The following is an 18,638-nucleotide window of genomic DNA, read 5'->3' as shown; positions in this document are numbered from 1 at the left end:
TGTTGATCAATGGGGGCTGGCGGTCGGGCGAACGACCAGTTCGCTGACGTCCACGTCGTCAGGCTGTTCGATGGCATAGGCAATGGCGCGGGCGATCGCGTCGGGGCGCAGCGCGACGCGGCGGAATTCCTGCATCGCCTTGGCCGCCGTCGGGTCGGTGATGGTCTCCGCCAGCTCTGATTCGACGACGCCGGGGCAGATCACGGTCACGCGGATCTTGTCGGTTTCCTGGCGCAGCCCATCGGAGATCGCGCGCACAGCGAATTTGGTCGCGCAGTAAACGGCGGCCGTCGGCGATACGCTGAGCCCGCCGATGGACGACACGTTGATCACCTGGCCATGCCCCTGCCGTTGCATGACCGGCAAGACGGCGGCGATGCCGTGCAGCACGCCGCGGATGTTCACGTCGATCATGCGGTTCCACTCGTCCAGCTTCAGCGACGACAGCGGCGAAAGCGGCATGACGCCGGCGTTATTGACGATGACGTCCACTCGTCCATGGACCTGCTCGGCGTACTGCACGAAGGCGTTCACGTCCTCGGCCGACGTCACGTCCAGCGCGCGGAATTCCGCCGTCCCGCCCTTTGCCCGAATGTCTTGAACCAGCGCTTCGAGCCTGCCGGTCCGGCGCGCGCCGGCGAGCACGCGGTGGCCCTGGGCGGCGAGCAGGCGCGCGGCCGCTTCGCCGATACCGCTGCTGGCGCCGGTAATCAGCACCACCTTGGGATGTTGCGTTTGCATTGTCATGGCCGTTCTCCAAATCGTTTCCATGACTGAATGCTAAGGACAGCGGCTCCGCCCGCGAATACACGCGCCTATCGCAGCATTGCCTATTTCTATTGGAAGCCGCTCGGGCCCGGCCGCCGGCCGTTAGAATCCCTTTCACCCCAACCGGATTCGAGGACCTTCGATGACGACCCCGTCCAACCCGCTTTCCGGCGAGATGGTTGCCTTGATCGAACGCCTGGCGCCCAACGAGGGCTACAGCCTGTCGGCCCTGGACGGCGTGCGCTTCATGCGTTCGAACCGCCCCCTGGGACGCACGCCCGTTCTTTACGAGCCCAGCATCGTCATCGTGTGCCAGGGGCGCAAGCTGGGCTTCCTGGGCGATCAGGTCTACGTGTACGACGCGCAGCACTACCTGGTGCTGTCCGTGCCCCTGCCCTTCTCCACGGAAACCCAGGCCAGCCACGACGAGCCCATGCTGGCCGTCGCCATCCGCCTGGACCTCACCGACGTGGCCGAATTGATCCTGGCCATCGATGCCCGTGCCGGCACGCCGCCGGACAGCGCGCCGCTGGGTATCGTGTCCACTCCCTTGGCGGGCGATCTGGCGGAAGCCACCGTGCGCCTGCTGCGCGCGCTGAGCGTGCCGCTGGACGCCCAGATTCTGGGCCCGGCGCTGGTGCGAGAGATCTGCTTCCGGGTGCTGGGCGGCGAGCAAGGCGGCGCCATGCGCGCGGCGCTGGCCCACCAGGGCCGCTTTGGACGGGTCGCCAAGGCGCTGCGCCGCATCCACGCGGACTATTCGCAGCCGCTGGACGTCACGCACCTGGCCCGTGAAGCCGACATGAGCGTTCCGGCCTTCCACGTCAATTTCAAGGCGGTCACGCAGACGTCGCCGATCCAATACATCAAGTCCACGCGCCTGCACCATGCGCGGCTGATGATGATCCGCGACGGCCTCACCGCCGCGTCGGCGTCCGCGCGCGTCGGCTATGAAAGCGCCTCGCAGTTCAGCCGCGAATTCAAGCGCTTCTTCGGCCGCACGCCGGTCGAGGAAGTCCGGGACATGAAGGCCTCGTTTGCGCTGTCGCCCGCCGCGCCCGTCGGCGAACTCGCCTTCACCCACTAAGGCTCGGCAAGGCCATGCGTGCATGCATCGCGCGCAAGACCGACCGGCCACGCGCAGCCCTTTCTTCATGGCTGCGGGACCCGCGAAAAAGTGGTTCCGCCAGTAGCAGTCCCAGCGCTGGTTGAATTGCCCCGGTATCGCCGTATCAAGGCGCTGCGCGGGATAAAACACGTGCTCGGAAATCGCAGGGTTTTTCTCCTGGCGCATGGATTTCCGACGATAATTTCCGCAAGGGCCCACCGCTCACCACGCGGCTTGCTTCATGCGCGGCGCGCCCCCCGCTTTGATCCGCAGCAGCGGTGCGCCGCCACTTCCTGATCGGCCGGCGCCACCTACAACCATGTGTGACACGTAGCAGCGTTTACGTCTGAACCAGAGTTGGAGGCACGCCATGCCCGATCATCAAATCGCCTTGCGGCGCGCAATCGAGGCCGTTGATCACCTGACCGACCCCGAGCCCCCGTGGCAAGACGTTCTTTGCACTGCGCGCGACCTGGTCGGCGCCGACAGCGGCACGCTGATCGTGTTCGATGCCAGGAACAAGTTGCTCACCCTGTCCGCCATCGGCTTTTCGGACGCCTGCGCATCGGACTACCAGGAGCATTACTACAGTTGCGACATCCTGGAACAGGACTCGCGGACTGCGCCCGCGGGCACGTGGCTGGATACCGCGCGCATGTACGACCCCGCGCAGTTGCGGCGCACCGAGTTCTACGCGGACTACATGGCCAAGCATCGCATGGCCCAACTGCTGTCCCTGATCATCGAATCCAATACCGTGCTGCACGCAGCAATCGGCTTTCAGCGCGCGTCCGTCGATCCCAAGGCCAGTGACCGCCTGCAGTCGGGCGATTATGCGCGGTACTTCCGCGCGTTGCGCGAGCAGTTGTCACAGCGGGAACGCAATCGGGCCATCGGGTGGAGATCGCTGGAGAGCGCCTTTTCGGAAGTCCAGGAAGCGGTCCTGCTCGTCAGCGCCGACTCCATCGTCGACAAGCTGTCGCCCCTGGCCGTGGGATATCTGGGCGATGCGGGCGGCTGGACCCTGCACGGCCGCAAGCTGCGCCATGCCGACCCGAAAGTGCAACGGCTGTTCGATGCCAACTGCGCCGCCGTCGCGCGCGACGGCCAGACGCGTTCCCAGGCCACGGCGTCCGGCTGGGGCGAGTTCTTCTGGGTCGACATCAGCGTCGCGCCGCACGCGCTCAGCCTCATTGGCGGCAGGATGCTGCTGGTCCGCATGCGCAAGAAAAGCGCGTTCGCCATGCCGGATGTGACGAAGCTGCAATCCGTGTTCTCCATCACCCACGCCGAGGCCGCAGTGCTGGCCGGCCTGGCTGCCGGCCACAGCGTCGAGGAAGTGGCCACCTTGCGCCACGCGTCGGTGCTCACCGTGCGCAAGCAGGTGGCCTCGTTGCTGACCAAAATGGAGTGCAGCCGCCAATCCGAACTCGTCCGGTTGGCCTCGCTGCTCTAGTGCCTCTGCTTACAATTTGGACGTACTCAATTTTGAGTATGTGGCCTGCACCCATGCGGCCCTACGATGACCACGAAGGCATGAGACCCGGGCAGCGGCGCGCCCACCGGGACTAAACCCCGGCCCGCGCCTGCCGCGGCACAATGCCGCCGCCCGAGCCCGGGTTCGCTCAACTCGAACATGAATACGCCAATCCGGTCACGCAGCTGCCCTCGGTCCAGACCGCGCCGTGGCGCGCCCCGAGGACACCGGCCCGAACGCTGCGCCCCCATCCGTCCTCAAGGAGCCATTCATGAAGCCTGTCCTACCGTTCCGCGCCCTCATACCGGTCGCGCTGGCGGCTTTCGCCCTTCTGTCCAGTCCGGCCGGCGCGCAATCCGCCGGCACCGCCCCGGCCACGGCCGCTCCGCCGTCCGACTTCACGCCTACCCGCGCCGACGTCGAACGCGACCTTGCCGCCTGGAAGGAAGCGGGCCTTGAAAACCAATGGAGCAGCGAGGAAAGCCCCGATATCAACAGCCCGCAGTATGTCTCTGACTACAGGAAGTACATGAGCACTGTCCGGACGGGCGACATGCCCGCGTCCCAGTCGCAGCCCGCGTCGGGATCCCAACGCCGGTGGTGAATGTCACGGGGCTTGGCCCCGCGCCGCGATTCAGGGCGCGGAAGTGAGACTTCCCTCATTTCCGCGCCCTTTCTCTTTTGTAAGATATTCGCCAATGCCTGCAGGACTGAATCGCCCCGCCCTGGGTTCAGGCCAGATACGACGCCACTTCTTCCGGCGTCAGATAGCGTCTGAACGTCATCGAGGGCTGCTGCGCCTCGTGGATGACGCCGTTGAACCCGGACCAATTTCGCTTGGTGCCCTCTTCCGTCTCCAGCGCAATCAATACCCGCTTGCCGTGCCTGGACATGTGGTCGCGCAGCGCGGCTTCGCCCCAGGCCCACAGCATGATGTTCTTGAGTTCGCCGCCGGCGTATGCGCCGGCCTGCAGCCACTGGAAATCGGCGGTGTCGGCATCAATGTCCGGCTCCCGCGACGCGATCTCCCGCTGGACGTTCAAGGCCCGCGCGTGCTCGCCTATCAAGATCTGCAGCAGCGTGAACGCATGGAAGGTGTTGTTGATGGCATGCGCCTGGGCGATGAAACCCGTCCCGGACACCGGCAACACCACCACCAGTTCATCTTCGTAGCTGACCCGCGACGCCAGCCACAGGTAATGCAGCTGCTCGAACGGCAGGCTGTCGTTGCTGGTGGCCATCGGATGCAGCATGGCCATCAGGTCGGCGTCGGCGACGAACGCCTGGTGATTGTTCCGGTCGCGCATCAGCATGGTCATCATGGGCAGGACCAGCACGTCCACGGCCGCGCGCAGGGCCTCGACTTCCCAGCGCTTGTCCTCTGGAACGGCAGCCATGCTTGCCTGGGCATCGGCCCAGGTCCGGCGGTCGGCCTCTTCGACCTCGTCATCGTCTTCTTCCACCTCTTGCGCGCAATAGGGGCGCAGGGCGTGCAGCCATGGCCCAAGCTGGGAATGCAGCGAGGGAAAGAGGATGGCCGGGTCGGCGCCGTCTTCCACCAGCGACCCGCACATCAGCGCCAGGGCCGACGCCCGGGCGGGGTGGAGCTGGGGCAGGAGGTCGGCGCAGGCCCGGAGGTTCGCGGCGGTGTGAGCCGGATCCTGGGACTGGGCGTAGAAAGCGCCAACCTCCGGGCGCTTGAAGAATTGCTCCAGCGTGTCCAGGTCGTCGGCGGAGAGGATCGGAAGGGTCAGGGCGCGAGCGAGATCGTTGATCGGCATGGAGGGGGTTGGTGGAATGGTGCAAACCGGAAGATCGGCCTCAGCGGCAACGCTGGCCGCAGAGTTTACCGAATGCGTCAGCGGGATCTGTCCGGCGTGTCGCCTCAACCTTCCACGCGCGCGCCGCCTTCGGTTGCCGTAACGCCCCGAGTTCCTGCGTTGGGCCAAGCGGGTATGTCGTGACCAGAAATTTCAGCATGCCGGTGTCCAACGCAGCCTGTGCCGTCCGATCCGACCCATGCCGGATCTCGGCCCGACAAGCTCCCGCTCCGCTGTCCCGACTCCATCCTCGCCCCCGAGGCGACTACCCCAATCGCGACACCGCGTTACAAGTCCTTCCAGATTTAGTCAAATAAAACAGCTCTCGCGCGGCTTCTGCTTTAGATCTACTGCTTGCTTGTTGTTGCGTCCGGCGCGGCTCCCTGCGCCCGCGAACCGCTGGCACAGAGAAGATCAATAAACCGGAGGAGAAGTCCATGCGTACGTTCAAACGCAGAGCCGCCGCATTCGTGGCGAGCGGCCTGATCGTTTTGCTGGCGGGCTGCGCCGCGCCAGGCGGCAAGAAGGACACGATAGCCATGCCGGGGCTTTCCCAGCCCGTGGAGATCGTCAGGGACAAGCACGGCGTTTCCCATATCTACGCGAAGAACCAGGCGGACCTGTTCTTCGCCCAGGGCTTCAGCGCCGCGCGCGACCGTCTATGGCAGCTGGATCTGTGGCGCCGCCAGGGCGAAGGAAAAATGGCCGAGCAGTTCGGCCCGCGCTTCGTCGAGCAGGACCGCGCCGCGCGCCTCTTCCTGTATCGCGGCGACATGCAGACGGAATTCGCCAGCTACCACCCCGAAGGCAAGGCCATCCTGACCGCCTTCGCGAATGGCATCAACGCCTACGTGAACTGGGTCAAGGCCAATCCCGACCAGTTGCCGCCGGAATTCAAGCTGACCGGAACAGAGCCCGGCTACTGGAGCCCCGAGACCTCGCTGATCCGCATCTATGGCCTGACGCGCAACGTCAACGAGGAAGTCAGGATGTCGCAGCAGATCGCCGCGCTGGGACTGAACACCGTGCAGGGGCTGACCACTTTCGAGCCTCCCCTGGCGTTGCAGGTGCCCGCCGGCCTGGACGTGCGCCAGATCGACAAGACGGTGCTGGACACCTACAAGCTGGCGCGGGATGGCCAGAAGTTCGAAGCCGGCGACTTCCCGCGCAGCCCGCTGGCGGCCGATCAGCGCGCGGCGCTGGCCAGCGCGCTATCCGAGGGCCGGCTGGCGTCGCTGGATCCGGCCTTCGATGCCACGGCGCCCCGCTATGAAAGCAACAACTGGACGCTGAGCGGCCAGCACACCGCCACCGGCAAGCCCATCCTGGCAGGCGATCCGCACCGGTCCATCACCATGCCGTCGCTGCGCTACATGGTCCACCTGAACGCGCCCGGCTGGAACGTGATTGGCGCCGGCGAACCCTCGCTGCCCGGCGTGTCGATGGGTCACAACGACCGCATTGCGTTCGGGTTGACGATCTTTGCGTTCGGCGATGAAGAAGATCTCTACGTCTACGACACCAATCCGGCGAATCCCAACGAATACCGCTACCAGGGCGGCTGGGAGAAAATGCGCCAGGCCGACGAATCCATCCCCGTGCGCGGCGCCGCGCCCGCCGTGCGCAGCGTGAAATTCACACGGCACGGTCCCGTCATCCACGAAGACCCGGTGCGGCGCAAGGCGTATGCCTTGCGCGCCGCCTACCTGGAGTTCCCCGGGACGGCGGCCTACCTGGCCAGCCTGCGGCTGAACCAGGCGCAGAACTGGAACGAGTTCGTGGCCGGAATGGAAAAGCACTACACCCCCAGCGAAAACATGGTGTACGCCGACGTGGACGGCAACATCGGCTGGTTCGGCGGCAGCATCGCGCCGATCCGGCCGCGCGCGGACTGGTCCGGGATGCTGCCGGTGCCGGGCAACGGGGAATTCGAATGGCGCGGCGTACTGGCGGGCAGCGCACTGCCCCGCGTCTACAACCCGCCGGAAGGCTATGTCGCCACCGCCAACGAATACAACCTCCCCGCCAACTTCCCGTACAAGGAAATGTCGGCGCGCACCTGGGCGGAACCGTTCCGCGTCCAGCGCATCCGCGAGGTGGTGGCCGACGGCAAGGGCCTGACGGTGCAGCAGTCCCAGGACCTGCAGTACGACAACCTCTCGATTCCCGCGCGCACGTTGGGGGGCTACGCCAAGTCCCTGAACTCGGCGGAGCCCGGGGTCGGCGCGGCCCTGACGCTGTTGAAGGACTGGGACTACCGCATGGAAACCGATTCGCGGGCCGCGACGGTCTATGCGTTCTGGCTGCCCGAGGTCGTCAAGCGCGTGTCGGATCTCTATGTGCCCGCCAGCGGGCGCGCGGCATTCGGCGAACTATCCACCCGCAAGACGCTGGAGAAGCTGGCGACGCCGGATGCCGCCTTCGGCCCCCGGCCGGCCCAGGCCCGCGATGCCCTGCTGCTCCAGGCCCTGGCTGATGGCCTGCAAAAGCTCAACGCCAAGCTGGGACCGGATTCCAACCAGTGGCAATGGGGCAAGCTGCACCACATCCAGTTCGAGCACAAACTGGCCGGCCTGCTGCCGCCGGATACCGCCCAGGCCTGGGGCACGCCGCGCTACCCGGTCAGCGGGGACAACGACACGGTGCATCGCGCCACGTTCCGAAAGAGCGACTTCCGCCAGATCAGCGGCGCGTCGTACCGCCAGGTGATCGATGTGGCGGATTGGGACAACTCGCGGGTGCAGAACGTCCCCGGGCAATCCGCGGACCCGCGCAGCCCGCATTACCAGGACCTGCTCAAGGGCTGGGCTACCGGGGAGTACTTCCCCATGGCGTTCAGCCGGGCGAAGGTGGAAAGCCAGCGCTCGGATACGTTGACGCTGCAGCCGTCGGGTAACTGACCAGGCGGCGCGACAGCGCCCATGCCGGGCCGCGAGTCCCTGAACGGGGCCGCGGCCCGGCTGCCTTTCGGCTGCTGGCGGCAAGGCTTGATGTTTGTCATTCGACCGACGCCGGGCAGGTGGGAAAATTCCAATCAGACCCTCCGCGACACCACCATGAATCTCTATCCCGTGTTGCTCATCCTGCACCTGCTGGCCGCCTTCCTGTTCGTCGGTACGGTCACGTTCGAGGTGCTGTTCCTGGAACCGGTGCACAAGCGGCTTCCCGCCGACGTGCGTCGCGCGCTGGGCAGCCAGCTCGGCCCGCGCGTGCGCTCGGTGGTGCCCTGGTCCGTGCTGCTGCTGTACGTGGCCGGCCTGGGCCTGGCCTGGCAGCACCGCGGCGCGCTCGCCGCCCCCCTGGCCTCGTCTTTCGGGCTCCTGCTGTCCGTCAAGACAGCGCTGGCCGCCAGCGTGCTGGTCCATGTGGCGACCGCCCTGATCCTGGCGCGCCGCCGCCGGCTGACCGGGGCGGTGCAAAGCCGCATGCACCTGAGCGTGTTCTGCCACATGGTCGCCATCGTGGTGCTGGCCAAGGCCATGTTCTACCTGACCTGGTGAGCCGCGGCGGCTATTTCCCCGAGGCGTCCTGCTCCACCACCATGTCCAGCACATAGACCTTCGACGGCGCGTCCGCCGGCGGATTCTTCCAGTCGTAACGCTTCACGCGCAGCACGGTGCGCACGCCGTCCTGGTGTTCGAATCCTTCGATGGACTGATAAAGCGCCTGCCACTTGCCCTGCGCCGGCAGCGCGATGCCCGCTTCGTTGAATTTGCGCTCCCGCACCATCAGGCACTGATAGTGGGGAATCATGGGATGGCTGCATTCGGCGCGCTTGGCCGCGACCTCCAGGAACATGATCTGCCCCGTGCTGCCGTACAGCGTCTCCGGCGTCGGCTCGCCCACGAACTTCAGCACGCTGCCGTCCTGCGCCGCGAGTTCCAGCGCGGGTTCGGCCTTGTCGCCGGTCAGCGTCACGCGCAGGTCGCCCTTCATGCGCTGCACAATCTCGGCGTCGAGCTGCATCAGGCTCTGTTCGCAAGCCTTCATCGTGGAGGCAAGATTCGCGATGGTCAGCACACCGTTCTTGTACGTGTATCCGCCGAACTGCGCGTTGCAGCCCCCGCGGATATTCAAGGCGTCATCCGTGAAGCTCAGGCGCAACTGGTGCTCGACGCCCTTCTGCAAGGCAGCGATCGGCTTGCCCGAGGCGTCGGTGGCGGAGGCCAGGCGCCAGTAATAGGCGGTCAGGCTCGATTGGAGGGCGGGAGAGGCGGCGGCCGAAGCAGGCATGGAGGACGATCCTTCGCGGGGAGGGGAAGTCGGCGCGCAAGCGGAAAGCAGCGCGGCGCACACGGATGCAAGAAGGATGGTTTTTCTCATGATTGGTTCCTGTCAGCCGGCTGGCCCTGATGAAAAGCGGGATTCTACGTCCGTGGCATGGACGGAATCGCCGGAACGGAACCCAGACAGTTTCCAAATCTTGCGGCGTCTCCGCGCGTCGCAACGCGGCGGCGAGAGCCCCGGCAGGGGCGCCTCATACGGTAGCCGATGCGATCACGCGGCCCGCGGCGCACGCCGGGCATCCGGCTTGCGATTACAGTCTGACACTCACCCGCCGTCTTCTCCAGCGTGCGCGCCGCCGTCCCCTGCGCGGCTAGTTGGCGGTCGGATAGGCCGGATCGGACAGGCAGGCGCGCGCCCATTCGTCATCGTCGGCGGCAAAGATCTCGCCGTCGAATTTCGGTAGCGGCGCGGCGGAATACAGATTCGCCGGCTGCGTCGGCGCCCGGTTCCATTTTGCCTTGCCCTCGGTGTCGGAACACGCTTCGTCTTCGCTGCTGAAGGAGCAGGCCGCGATGACCTTGGGCCTGCCGTCCACGACGTTCGCGACGTACCGGCTGGTGTAAACACTACCCGATGCCCAGTATTCGTCCACCGAACATACCCGGTCATTGTGCTGGTAGTGGCGGCTCGCAAAGCAGGCGTAGTTCTCGTAGTCGCGCGGCAGCACGTCGCACGATGCCGCAAAACCGGCGAACTTCCCGCCGGTGAATTGCGCCTGGAATTGCCGCTGTTCGACCGCGTTGCCGATCAGGCGCGGCGTGGACGCGCCCTTGGGCGCCTCCTTGAACTCCGCGCTGCGGCTGCGGATCAGGTCGCGCGCGACCTGGCCGGCGGTCTTGCCGTCCGGCAGCGCGTCGGGCGATTCGATCAGCGTCTCCAGCGCCCGGTCTCGCGCCGCCAGCCAGCGCTTCTGGCTGTTCACCAGCATGGCCCGGATATCGCCGTCGGGCGCCTGCTTCAGCAACGCGCTGTAGTCCCGGTTCAAGTCGGCGTCGGCCGACACGGCGCCTCGATCCGAGCAGATCAGCTTATCGACGGCGGTGCTGGCCTTCTTGCAATCGATGGCCTGCGCGGGCGCGGACAACGCGAACAATCCAGCCAGGGACAGCAGCCGCAGTACGGAACATCCAGGTTTCATCTGACTCTTCTTGGAGTTGGTGGCGGACCGGCCTTGCCGGGTGGCCGGGAAGCACGCAATTCTTGCACGAAATGTCCGCTCCCCTGCCATCCCGGCCCCAGCGCAGCCGCCGCAAGACGCTCACCCGGACGCCGCCGCCCCCCCTACAAAGCCGACGCCATCGCCAGGCGCTCTGCGTAATGTGGAATGGACAAACGTTCGATGACCGCTTGCTGCTGCGCGCCGAATACGTCGCGTTCGTCGGGCGAGGCGGAAATGTTCGGGCGGTCTATCGTCAACTTGATCGCGTTGCAACTGTCGACGAAGAACGCGCCGACCACGTGTTCGGGCGCCATCCCGAGCAGCCGCGCCACGTTTGCCGGGCAGAACACATTCGACCGCAGGGCGGTCTCGTAGTCGGCTGCGGAATTGAAGACGATATCGAAAGTGAGCCGGTTGATGCCCGCGTCCTTGCTGCGGATCACGACGGCCATGTCCAGCAGCGGCTTTTCGCCCTGAGGCTTGCCGTCCGGCGGCGCGTCAGCGATCAAAGACAGCGTGCGGTCGTCCAGGTTGCCGTCGTAGCGGGTGGTGCCGATGTCGTAGTACCGGGGTTGCTCCTGCCCGCATCCGGTCCATTCCGCCCCATTGGCGCGAAAGTAGGTAATCGGAAACATGCGGTTTTTGATGAGGTCTTCGTTCTGCAGCAGATGGTAAAGCGTCCATGCGTATGCATCGCCCGCGTCCAGGTTCATGCGGGATCCCTCGCGCGCCGCAACGAGCGCCAGCAGGCGGTCCAGGTCCGCGCGATGGCGCAGGGCAAGCTGGCCGGCATCGCGATCGGTGGTGCGCAGCAGCGCCACCGGGCGGCTCGCGCTGGCCTCGTGGATCTGCCAGCTCGCGTCGCGCAACGCATCCGGAAACTCCGCCTGGATCAGCTCGATCACCGCGTCCTTGATCCTGGCGTAGTTGGCCTGGAAGACCGGATCGCGCGTCCCGCTGGGCACGATGGCGCCATACAGGCCGTCCTCGCGCCGGAAGCTCACCAGGTTCGGCGACAGCGGATAGGCGATATTGCCCGCGGTGGCCTTGCGGCCGGGATAGCCGTAGTGGATCAGATAGTGCGTGAGCAGGCTGGCCAGGGTTTGCGCGGCGTCTGCCGTGGCCGCGCAGGTCTCCACGATCAGGCCCAGTTCGCGCCCCCCTTCCTGCACGGGCACGGCCTGGACGCCGTTGCGGCCGTAGACCAGAATGTCGCCGGGAACCCGCGGCAGATCCGCAGGGTCCAGGTTGACCAGCGACACCTTGCGCTTGCCCAGGTAGCGTGCGCCCTCGAGCTTGATGCTCCAGGGCCAGGGCTTGCCGGCATGCACGAACTGGCTGTTGCGGATGCCTGCCGTCCGGGCGTCACGGGCGAAGAATTCCGTGTGCTCCATTGCCAGGATGCCTTCCGGGTAGAACTGTAGCTGCGGATGGCTTTCCTCGTAGAGCGAATGCGCCGCGATGGAATACGGCGTGCACCGGCGCGACGCGTCCGGCGCCACGAACAATGCGGTACCGTCGTCGTAGATTTCCGCCACCAGGCAGTCCGACGGCGAGCCAGGGTCGCAGGCCAGCGCGCCGCATTCCAGCACATGGCCCACGTGATAGGCCAGGCCAGGCTCAACGCCGCGCCGGATCATGTCGGATGCAAACAGCGCGATGTCGCACGATCTTCCCGCCAGGATGTACTTCGCGCCGCCCTCCAGCGCGGTGATCAGCGGGTGGATGCCCATCTGCCCCACGATCGTGCTTTCCCTGAGCGCGTCCTCGTCCAGCTCGGGCCCGGCGCCCGTGGGGCGCAGCGCCCCCGCCCGCAGCTCCGCAATGACGCTGGCCGGGTCCAGTTCTGACCGGATGACGGCCACGGCGCGGTCCTTCACGCCCAGTTCGTCGAAGACTTCTTTTGCAAGCGCGATCATCCAGTCCAGGTTGCGGTTGCCCCCCGCCATACCGCAACTGCCCAGGATGACCGGCCCGTCGATGGTCTCGCCCGCCTGGACCATGTGGCGAAAATCCGCCTTCACGGCCTCGCGTTCGAAATATTCTTCGCCGGTGCCCAGATAGTAGGGGCCGGCATCCATTGACCCCGCGTCCGAGATCACGGCGTCGATACGCCCTTCCAGCGCCTTTTGCAACGACGCTTTCGGGAATCCGTATCCCAGCGCACCGCATGCGGAAACCACTCGATAGATCAGCTTTGCCATCTTCACTCTCCTTGTCGCGCAGGCCGCCGGATGGCGGTTGCTGCCTGGGAGTGAAGGGTGCGCCTGCTGGCGATCGCGAAAAAATACTATGTCGATATGCGGGTATAGGCGCCCGGTATGGCTCGGCGGCAACACCTCAGGATGCGAGCGGCTCCGCGCCCGCCAAACCACGGTCCTGCACCTGCTGCATGACGAAGTCGCTCAGCAGCATCCGCACCGCTTCAGCGGGCGGCGCCAGCGGCACCTCGTTCGAGGCGATGAGTGTCGCCGTCAGGTAGACGGGCGGTTCGATCAGCACAGCCCACACCATCGCACCGGGCACGCCCGAGAAATCGCCCAGCGGCAGGATGGTGTTGCCGATGCCGGCCTGCACCGCCGACAGCATGCCCGAGAACACCTCGGTTTCCGCCACCACCTGCGGCACGATGCCCGCCTGGGTGAACAGCCGGTCCAGCAGGCCGCGCGTGATGTTGGGATGCGCCGGCAGGATGAGCGGCATGCCCGCCAACTGCTCGAATCGCAATCCGGCGGGCCGCCGTCCGGCCCGGCGCGGGCTGACGAGAAAAAGCCGCTGCCGGAACAGCGGCTTGCGCTCGAAGCCCGTGAAAGGCTCGTCCTCGAACACCAAGGCGAGATCCAGCGAGCTATCGCGGATGCGCGAGCCCAGTTGGCCGCTCGCGTCGCTGCTGAAGCGCAGGCTGATCCTGGGCAGCGCCACCCTGCACTTTTCCATCAGTACGCCGGCCAGGAACGACGCCAGCGTGGACGACATGCCCACGCGGACCACTCCCTGGACCTCCCCGCCCAGCGACCGCACGATCTGGGGAATGCGTTCCATCCGGCTGAGTATGGACGCGGCTTCCGCGTAGAACGCCGCCCCCGCCGCCGTGGGACGCGCGCCGCGCGCGCTACGGTGCAGCAGCGTCACGCCCAGTTCTTCTTCCAGCGCGGCGATCTGCTGGCTGAGCGCCGGCTGCGCCACGGGGATGAGCGCGGCCGCGCGGGAAAAACTGCCCGCCTCGACGATCTTCACGAAGTACCGAAGATGGCGCAGTTGCACACCCAAGTCCCGGTCAGAACGTTACCTTGACCGATGGCGCGCTGCGCTCGGCTTCGCCATGGAACACGGCTTCGATGTTGTTGCCGTCCGGATCCAGCACGAACGCGCCGTAATAGCCCGGATGGTAATCCCGGAATCCCGGCGCGCCGTTGTCCTTGCCACCGTGCGCCAAAGCCGCCTTGTGGAACGCGTCGACCATGGCCTGGTCGCGCGCCTGGAACGCCAGGTGATGGCGTCCGGTCAGTTGGCCCAGCGCGGCCTTGCTGTCCGCCGTGGAGACAAACAGTTCGTCCGCCCAGAAGTAATCGTCCGCCGTGCCTCCCATGGGCACTTCCAGCGCATCGAACACCGCTTGATAGAAACGCTGGCTGGCGGGAAGATCGCGCACGACCAACTGAATGTGATCGATCAGGCGGCCGCGGTGAATCTCATTGGTCTGCATGATGACTCCTTCCGGGTTGAGGGGCTCGGTTGACTATAGCGCTATCCGCTTCGGGCGATGCATGGGCTCGGCCGAACGGCGGACCAGCCGATCCGCACGCAAGGTCCGGCCCCAAAACGGCAAAACCCGCATTCCTCCTTCGAGAAATGCGGGTTTGAAAACCGCCTTCATGCGGGCGCGCGCGGACGCCCCCGGAAGATCAGCCGAACACGCGGAAACGCTCGGCGTCGTCCATGAAGGGCTTGTCGCCGAAGCCGGCTTCGTTCGAGCCAAACGGCATCTGCGCGCGCAGCTTCCAGTAGGCGGGGACGTTCCATTCACGCGCCACGGCGGCGTCGATCAACGGGTTGTAGTGCTGCAGGCTGGCGCCGACATCGGCGTTGGCCAGGGCGGCCCAGACCGACAGTTGGGCCATGCCGCCCGACTGTTCCGACCACACCGGGAAATTGTCGGCGTACAGGGCGAACTTCTCTTGCAGGCTGCGCACGACGTCCTGGTCTTCGAAGAACAGGATCGTGCCCACACCGGCGGCAAAGCTCTTGAGCTTGGCCTCGGTCTTGTCGAAGCCTTCGGCGGGCGCCACCTTGCGCACCTCTTCGGTCGCCAGATTCCACAGCTTTTCGCTTTCGGCGCCGAAAAGGATCACGGCGCGCGAGCTCTGCGAATTGAAGGACGAGGGGCTGTGCTTGATCGCGTCCTGGATCAGGGCTGCCAACTCTTCCTTGGAGGCCGATACGTTGCGGCCCAGCGCGTACTGCGTGCGGCGCGTCTTCAGTGCGTCGAGATAAGCGTTGCTCATGAGAATATGACCTTTCGACTAGTAGATAGAGGAACTATGAAAGGAATTCTACTGGTTCGCCCATGACAGCAACACCCGTTAAGCCGTACTCAAACTGGAACAAACTGTTCCACCAATGAAGCGAATGCACGTTTCAGTGCTCACGGACGGGGCGAATGGCGCCACGGTCCACTTCCCCCGCCACCCATGCGCGGAACGCCCGCACCCGGGGATCGTCCCGGCTCTCGGCCGGATACACCAGGTGGTAGGCGTATTCCGGGGCGACCTTGACGCCCACGTCGAACAGCCTGACGAGCCTGCCCTGCCGCAGCTCCCGGTCCACCAGTTCCAGTTCGACGAGACCCACCGCGCCGCCTTCCATCACGGCCTGCACCACATGGCTGGATTCCGGAAACGCCATGCAGTGGCTGTCGTCGAACCCCTCCACGCCAGCGGCGGCCATCCACATCGGCCAGTTTGGCCAGACGGCCCCGCCCGGCTTCCTGGACGCCCGGGGTACCGGCAAACCGGATCGGCGCGGCGGATCTGCCGGTAACGCCGGCATACATGGCGCTGCTGCATCGGGCTTACCAAGATGAGGCCCCCGCTTCGCCCTGACGGCGCCCGCCATTCAGTCGGCCCGGAACCCCGTCGCTTTCACGACCTCGGTCCAACGCTTGGTCTCTGCCGCCAGCAGGGCTTGCAGCGCCTTCCGGTCCGAGCCCACCACGACAAACCCCGCTTCGCCCAGCGTACGCTCGGCCGCTGGCTGACGCAGTGCCGCCGCGCTGTCGGCCTGCAAGCGCGCAAGCACGGCGTCCGGCGTGCCGGCGGGCGCGAACAGCGCAAACCAGGCGCCGAAGTTGACCGCGGGCAGCCCGCGCTCGGCAAAGGTGGGCACGCTGGCCAGGGCGGACGAGCGTTGCGCGCCCGTGGTGGCCAGAGCGCGCAGCTTGCCGCCCTGTACCTGCGGCACGGCGAGCGCCGTCGTGACGAACGCGGCCTGAACGCCACCCGACACCAGCCCCGACACGGCATCGCCCGTCGAGCGGTAGTGGATGGCCTCGATCTTCAGCCCCGCCTCGCGGGCGAAGAGTTCCGCGCCGAAGTGGCCGGGCGTGCCGGCGCCGAAGGTCGCGAAGTTGACGCGGTCCGGGGCCTGCTTCGCGGCCTCGACGAAGGCGGCCAGATCCTGATACGGCGAACTCGCCGGGACCACCAGCACGAAGTCGGCGCGAACCACTTCGGAAATGGGTGCGAAGTCGCGGGCAGGGTCGTAGTTCAGGTTGCGGTACGTGGCCGGCGAAATGCTGATCGAGCCGACTTCGCCCAACAGCAGCGTCTGACCGTCAGCGGGGCTGCGCGCAACCGTCTGCGCGGCGATCTGCCCGCCCGCGCCCACCTTGTTTTCCACCACGACGCTCTCGCCCAGCAAGGGTCCCATGTGCTGCGACAAGGTCCGGGCCACGATGTCGGGGCCGGTGCCTGGCGGAAAGCCCACGTTCAGGCGCACCGGGCCATTGGGAAACTGCGCCATCGCCGCAAGCGGCAGGCACAGCAGAAAGCCGCTCAACAGGCGGCGCAGCATCGATTGCATGGTTGTCTCCCTATTTTTTATATCAATGCCGCGGCTGTCGCCGCGGGTTCAGCAAATGCGGTAGAAGCGCAGTTCCACCCGATCGGGATAGCGCGCGCCGGTGCCGATGAAGAGGCTCTCGTTCATCCACCCCAGCGCGGGCGACGCGGTTTCAAAGCGGGGATAACTGCGGAAGTAGATGCGGGCGGGATCCACCGCCTCGCCGCGCGCCAGGCGCGCGATATCGTCGGCGCTGCCCGTGCGTATGCCGGTGTTCTCCACGTAGACGCGATCGCCCTCCGGGGTTTCGATGACGTAGCGCGCGTGGATGTCGGTGAAGGTCGCCGACCGGATCACCTGGAAGTCCGCGCCGCCCGGCAATACCTTGCCGCGCAGGCGCGGTCCGTCAACCGTGCCGCCCGTGATCGGAATGACGCGGCGGCGGCCTTGCGGCGTATCGCCCACTTCTTGCGGCGCGCCCACATCCACCACCACGGTAGCCACGTGCTCGAGCCGAGGAGCCAAGGGGCCGTTCAACGCATGGGCGTCCAACGCATTGGTATCGCTCATCGCGCTTCCCCCCGGCTCAGCCGCAGCGCGGCGGGGTCGAAGCCCGCGAGTTGCTTGTAGCGCAGCGACACCGCTGCCAGCTCCTGCGGCGAAATCACGTCGTTGATGTCCGAGAAACCCGCCGGAGCGCGCTCTTCGGCCATCTGCATGACCTGCTCGGGGCCGTTCAGGCGGTTGCGCAGCACGATGCCCGACGTGCGCGGCAGGCGCTCGGCTTCGTATTCCAGCAGCGCGATCTCCAGCGAGCGCGTCTTGCCCTGCGCAGCCTGATCCAGCCAATCGGCCAGACAGCGCGCGTCAAGGATGGCTTGAGCCGACCCGTTGGAACCGATGGGGTACATCGGGTGCGCGGCGTCTCCCAACAAGGTGACGCGGCCGCGCGTCCAGCGGGGCAAGGGGTCGCGATCCACCAGCGGAAATTCGTAGATCGCTTGGGCGCCGTCGATGATGGCGGGAATGTCGATCCAGTCCCATCTCCAGTCCGCGAAGCGGCCGGCGAAAACAGATTTGTCGACCTGACGGTTCCAATCCGTGGCGGGCAGTTCGGCGCCGGGCACCGCCAGTTCGGCAATCCAGTTGATCAGGGACCGCCCTTCAAGGCGCATCGGCTCCGAGATCGGGTAGCAGACAAATTTCTGGTCCTGATGGCCCGCCATGAACATGCTGCGCCCGTCCAGGTACGGCGGCGCCTCGGACACCGCGCGCCACAGCATGCGGCCCGAGAACCGGGGCTCGTCGCCGTGGGGATGCAGTTGGCGGCGCAGCGCGGAATGAATGCCGTCGGCGCCCACCAGGATGTCGGCGCGCACGGACTGCAGCGTGCCGTCCGCGCGGCTGCGGAACCGCGCCGACACGCCCGAGGCGTCCTGCTCGGCCGACTCCAGGACCATGCCGGTGACGATGGCGTCCGGTCCCAGGCGTTCGCGCACGGCCTGCGCGAGCAGCATCTGGAATTCGCCGCGATGCACCGAATACTGCGGCAGCGGATAGCCCGCTTCCAGGCCCCGCGGCTCCCGCCAGATGGGCTGTCCGAACTTGTTGTAGTAGTGAAGCTGCGAGGTCTCGATGGCGCGTTCGTCGAGCGCGGGCATCAGACCCAGTTGCTCGAGTTCGCTCACGGCGTGCGGCAGCAGGTTGATCCCCACCCCCAACGGCCGCAGTTCCTGCGCGCTTTCATATACGCGGCAACCGATGCCGCGCCGATGCAGCATCAGCGCAAGCGTCAGCCCGCCTATGCCGGCGCCGGCGATGACGATTTGCATGTCCACTCCCAATATTATTTGTTATGCAACATAACAAAACTCCTGCCCGATCCGCACCGGGGATTTCCCGTAATCCGGTGGCGCGGCGGCAGCGCCTGCATTAGTGTTGAGCCCCCTTGACCGCCAC

17 protein-coding genes are annotated in these 18,638 nt (G+C 66.2%); 5 read left to right on the top strand and 12 right to left on the bottom strand.

The window, feature by feature from the left end:
- Positions 1-6: 6 nt before the first annotated feature.
- Positions 7-747 carry an SDR family oxidoreductase gene (locus ASE30_RS12635; RefSeq protein ID WP_200964430.1) on the bottom strand — a complete coding sequence of 247 codons (741 nt, stop codon included), beginning with the start codon at positions 745-747 and terminating at the stop codon, positions 7-9.
- 163 nt (positions 748-910) lie between these two features.
- Between ASE30_RS12635 and ASE30_RS12630 the strand changes: the two genes are divergently transcribed.
- From ASE30_RS12630 to ASE30_RS12620, 3 genes are all read left to right on the top strand, one after another.
- Positions 911-1,855 (top strand): AraC family transcriptional regulator, encoded by a 945-nt coding sequence (locus tag ASE30_RS12630; RefSeq protein WP_057284657.1) that lies wholly within the window; start codon positions 911-913, stop codon positions 1,853-1,855.
- A 391-nt stretch (positions 1,856-2,246) separates the two neighbouring features.
- Positions 2,247-3,332, top strand: coding sequence for a LuxR C-terminal-related transcriptional regulator (locus ASE30_RS12625; RefSeq protein WP_057284656.1), 1,086 nt, complete (start codon positions 2,247-2,249; stop codon positions 3,330-3,332).
- Between the two features lie 292 nt (positions 3,333-3,624).
- Entirely contained in the window at positions 3,625-3,957 is a 333-nt protein-coding gene (locus ASE30_RS12620; RefSeq protein ID WP_057284655.1) for a DUF4148 domain-containing protein, read from the top strand.
- A 127-nt stretch (positions 3,958-4,084) separates the two neighbouring features.
- On the opposite strand, the gene ASE30_RS12615 is transcribed toward ASE30_RS12620, so the two are convergent.
- Positions 4,085-5,134, bottom strand: a complete 1,050-nt coding sequence (locus ASE30_RS12615; RefSeq protein ID WP_057284654.1) for a hypothetical protein — start codon at positions 5,132-5,134, stop codon at positions 4,085-4,087.
- Between the two features lie 476 nt (positions 5,135-5,610).
- Between ASE30_RS12615 and ASE30_RS12610 the strand changes: the two genes are divergently transcribed.
- Complete coding sequence (locus ASE30_RS12610) at positions 5,611-8,073, top strand: penicillin acylase family protein (RefSeq protein ID WP_057284653.1); 2,463 nt, start codon at positions 5,611-5,613, stop codon at positions 8,071-8,073.
- A gap of 156 nt (positions 8,074-8,229) precedes the next feature.
- Positions 8,230-8,673, top strand: a complete 444-nt coding sequence (locus ASE30_RS12605) for a CopD family copper resistance protein (protein WP_057285181.1) — start codon at positions 8,230-8,232, stop codon at positions 8,671-8,673.
- Positions 8,674-8,683: 10 nt separating this feature from the next.
- Here the strand turns inward: ASE30_RS12605 and ASE30_RS12600 are convergent, their stop codons facing one another.
- From ASE30_RS12600 to ASE30_RS12555, 10 genes are all read right to left on the bottom strand, one after another.
- Positions 8,684-9,406, bottom strand: coding sequence for an META and DUF4377 domain-containing protein (locus tag ASE30_RS12600; RefSeq protein ID WP_235515258.1), 723 nt, complete (start codon positions 9,404-9,406; stop codon positions 8,684-8,686).
- 364 nt (positions 9,407-9,770) lie between these two features.
- On the bottom strand, positions 9,771-10,598 hold the full coding sequence (locus ASE30_RS12595) for a lysozyme inhibitor LprI family protein (RefSeq protein WP_057284651.1): 828 nt from the start codon (positions 10,596-10,598) through the stop codon (positions 9,771-9,773).
- 143 nt (positions 10,599-10,741) lie between these two features.
- Positions 10,742-12,823, bottom strand: a complete 2,082-nt coding sequence (locus ASE30_RS12590) for a DUF4387 family protein (RefSeq protein ID WP_057284650.1) — start codon at positions 12,821-12,823, stop codon at positions 10,742-10,744.
- A gap of 136 nt (positions 12,824-12,959) precedes the next feature.
- Positions 12,960-13,883, bottom strand: coding sequence for a LysR substrate-binding domain-containing protein (locus ASE30_RS12585; RefSeq protein WP_162259923.1), 924 nt, complete (start codon positions 13,881-13,883; stop codon positions 12,960-12,962).
- A gap of 13 nt (positions 13,884-13,896) precedes the next feature.
- Positions 13,897-14,325 (bottom strand): VOC family protein, encoded by a 429-nt coding sequence (locus ASE30_RS12580; protein WP_057284648.1) that lies wholly within the window; start codon positions 14,323-14,325, stop codon positions 13,897-13,899.
- A 199-nt stretch (positions 14,326-14,524) separates the two neighbouring features.
- Entirely contained in the window at positions 14,525-15,124 is a 600-nt protein-coding gene (locus tag ASE30_RS12575; protein WP_057284647.1) for a nitroreductase family protein, read from the bottom strand.
- A 133-nt stretch (positions 15,125-15,257) separates the two neighbouring features.
- Positions 15,258-15,668, bottom strand: a complete 411-nt coding sequence (locus ASE30_RS12570) for a LysR substrate-binding domain-containing protein (protein WP_369819318.1) — start codon at positions 15,666-15,668, stop codon at positions 15,258-15,260.
- 66 nt (positions 15,669-15,734) lie between these two features.
- Complete coding sequence (locus tag ASE30_RS12565; protein ID WP_057284646.1) at positions 15,735-16,700, bottom strand: tripartite tricarboxylate transporter substrate binding protein; 966 nt, start codon at positions 16,698-16,700, stop codon at positions 15,735-15,737.
- A gap of 48 nt (positions 16,701-16,748) precedes the next feature.
- Positions 16,749-17,249 (bottom strand): DUF3237 domain-containing protein, encoded by a 501-nt coding sequence (locus tag ASE30_RS12560; RefSeq protein ID WP_057284645.1) that lies wholly within the window; start codon positions 17,247-17,249, stop codon positions 16,749-16,751.
- Entirely contained in the window at positions 17,246-18,511 is a 1,266-nt protein-coding gene (locus ASE30_RS12555; RefSeq protein WP_057285180.1) for a flavin-dependent oxidoreductase, read from the bottom strand. The genes ASE30_RS12560 and ASE30_RS12555 overlap by 4 nt, the downstream gene beginning before the upstream one ends.
- Between the last annotated feature and the right edge of the window lie 127 nt (positions 18,512-18,638).

The organism is Achromobacter sp. Root83 (genome assembly GCF_001428845.1).
Lineage (GTDB): Bacteria > Pseudomonadota > Gammaproteobacteria > Burkholderiales > Burkholderiaceae_B > Achromobacter.
Note: the sequence above shows the minus strand (reverse complement) of the source record. Positions and strands in the feature narration are given on the sequence as shown.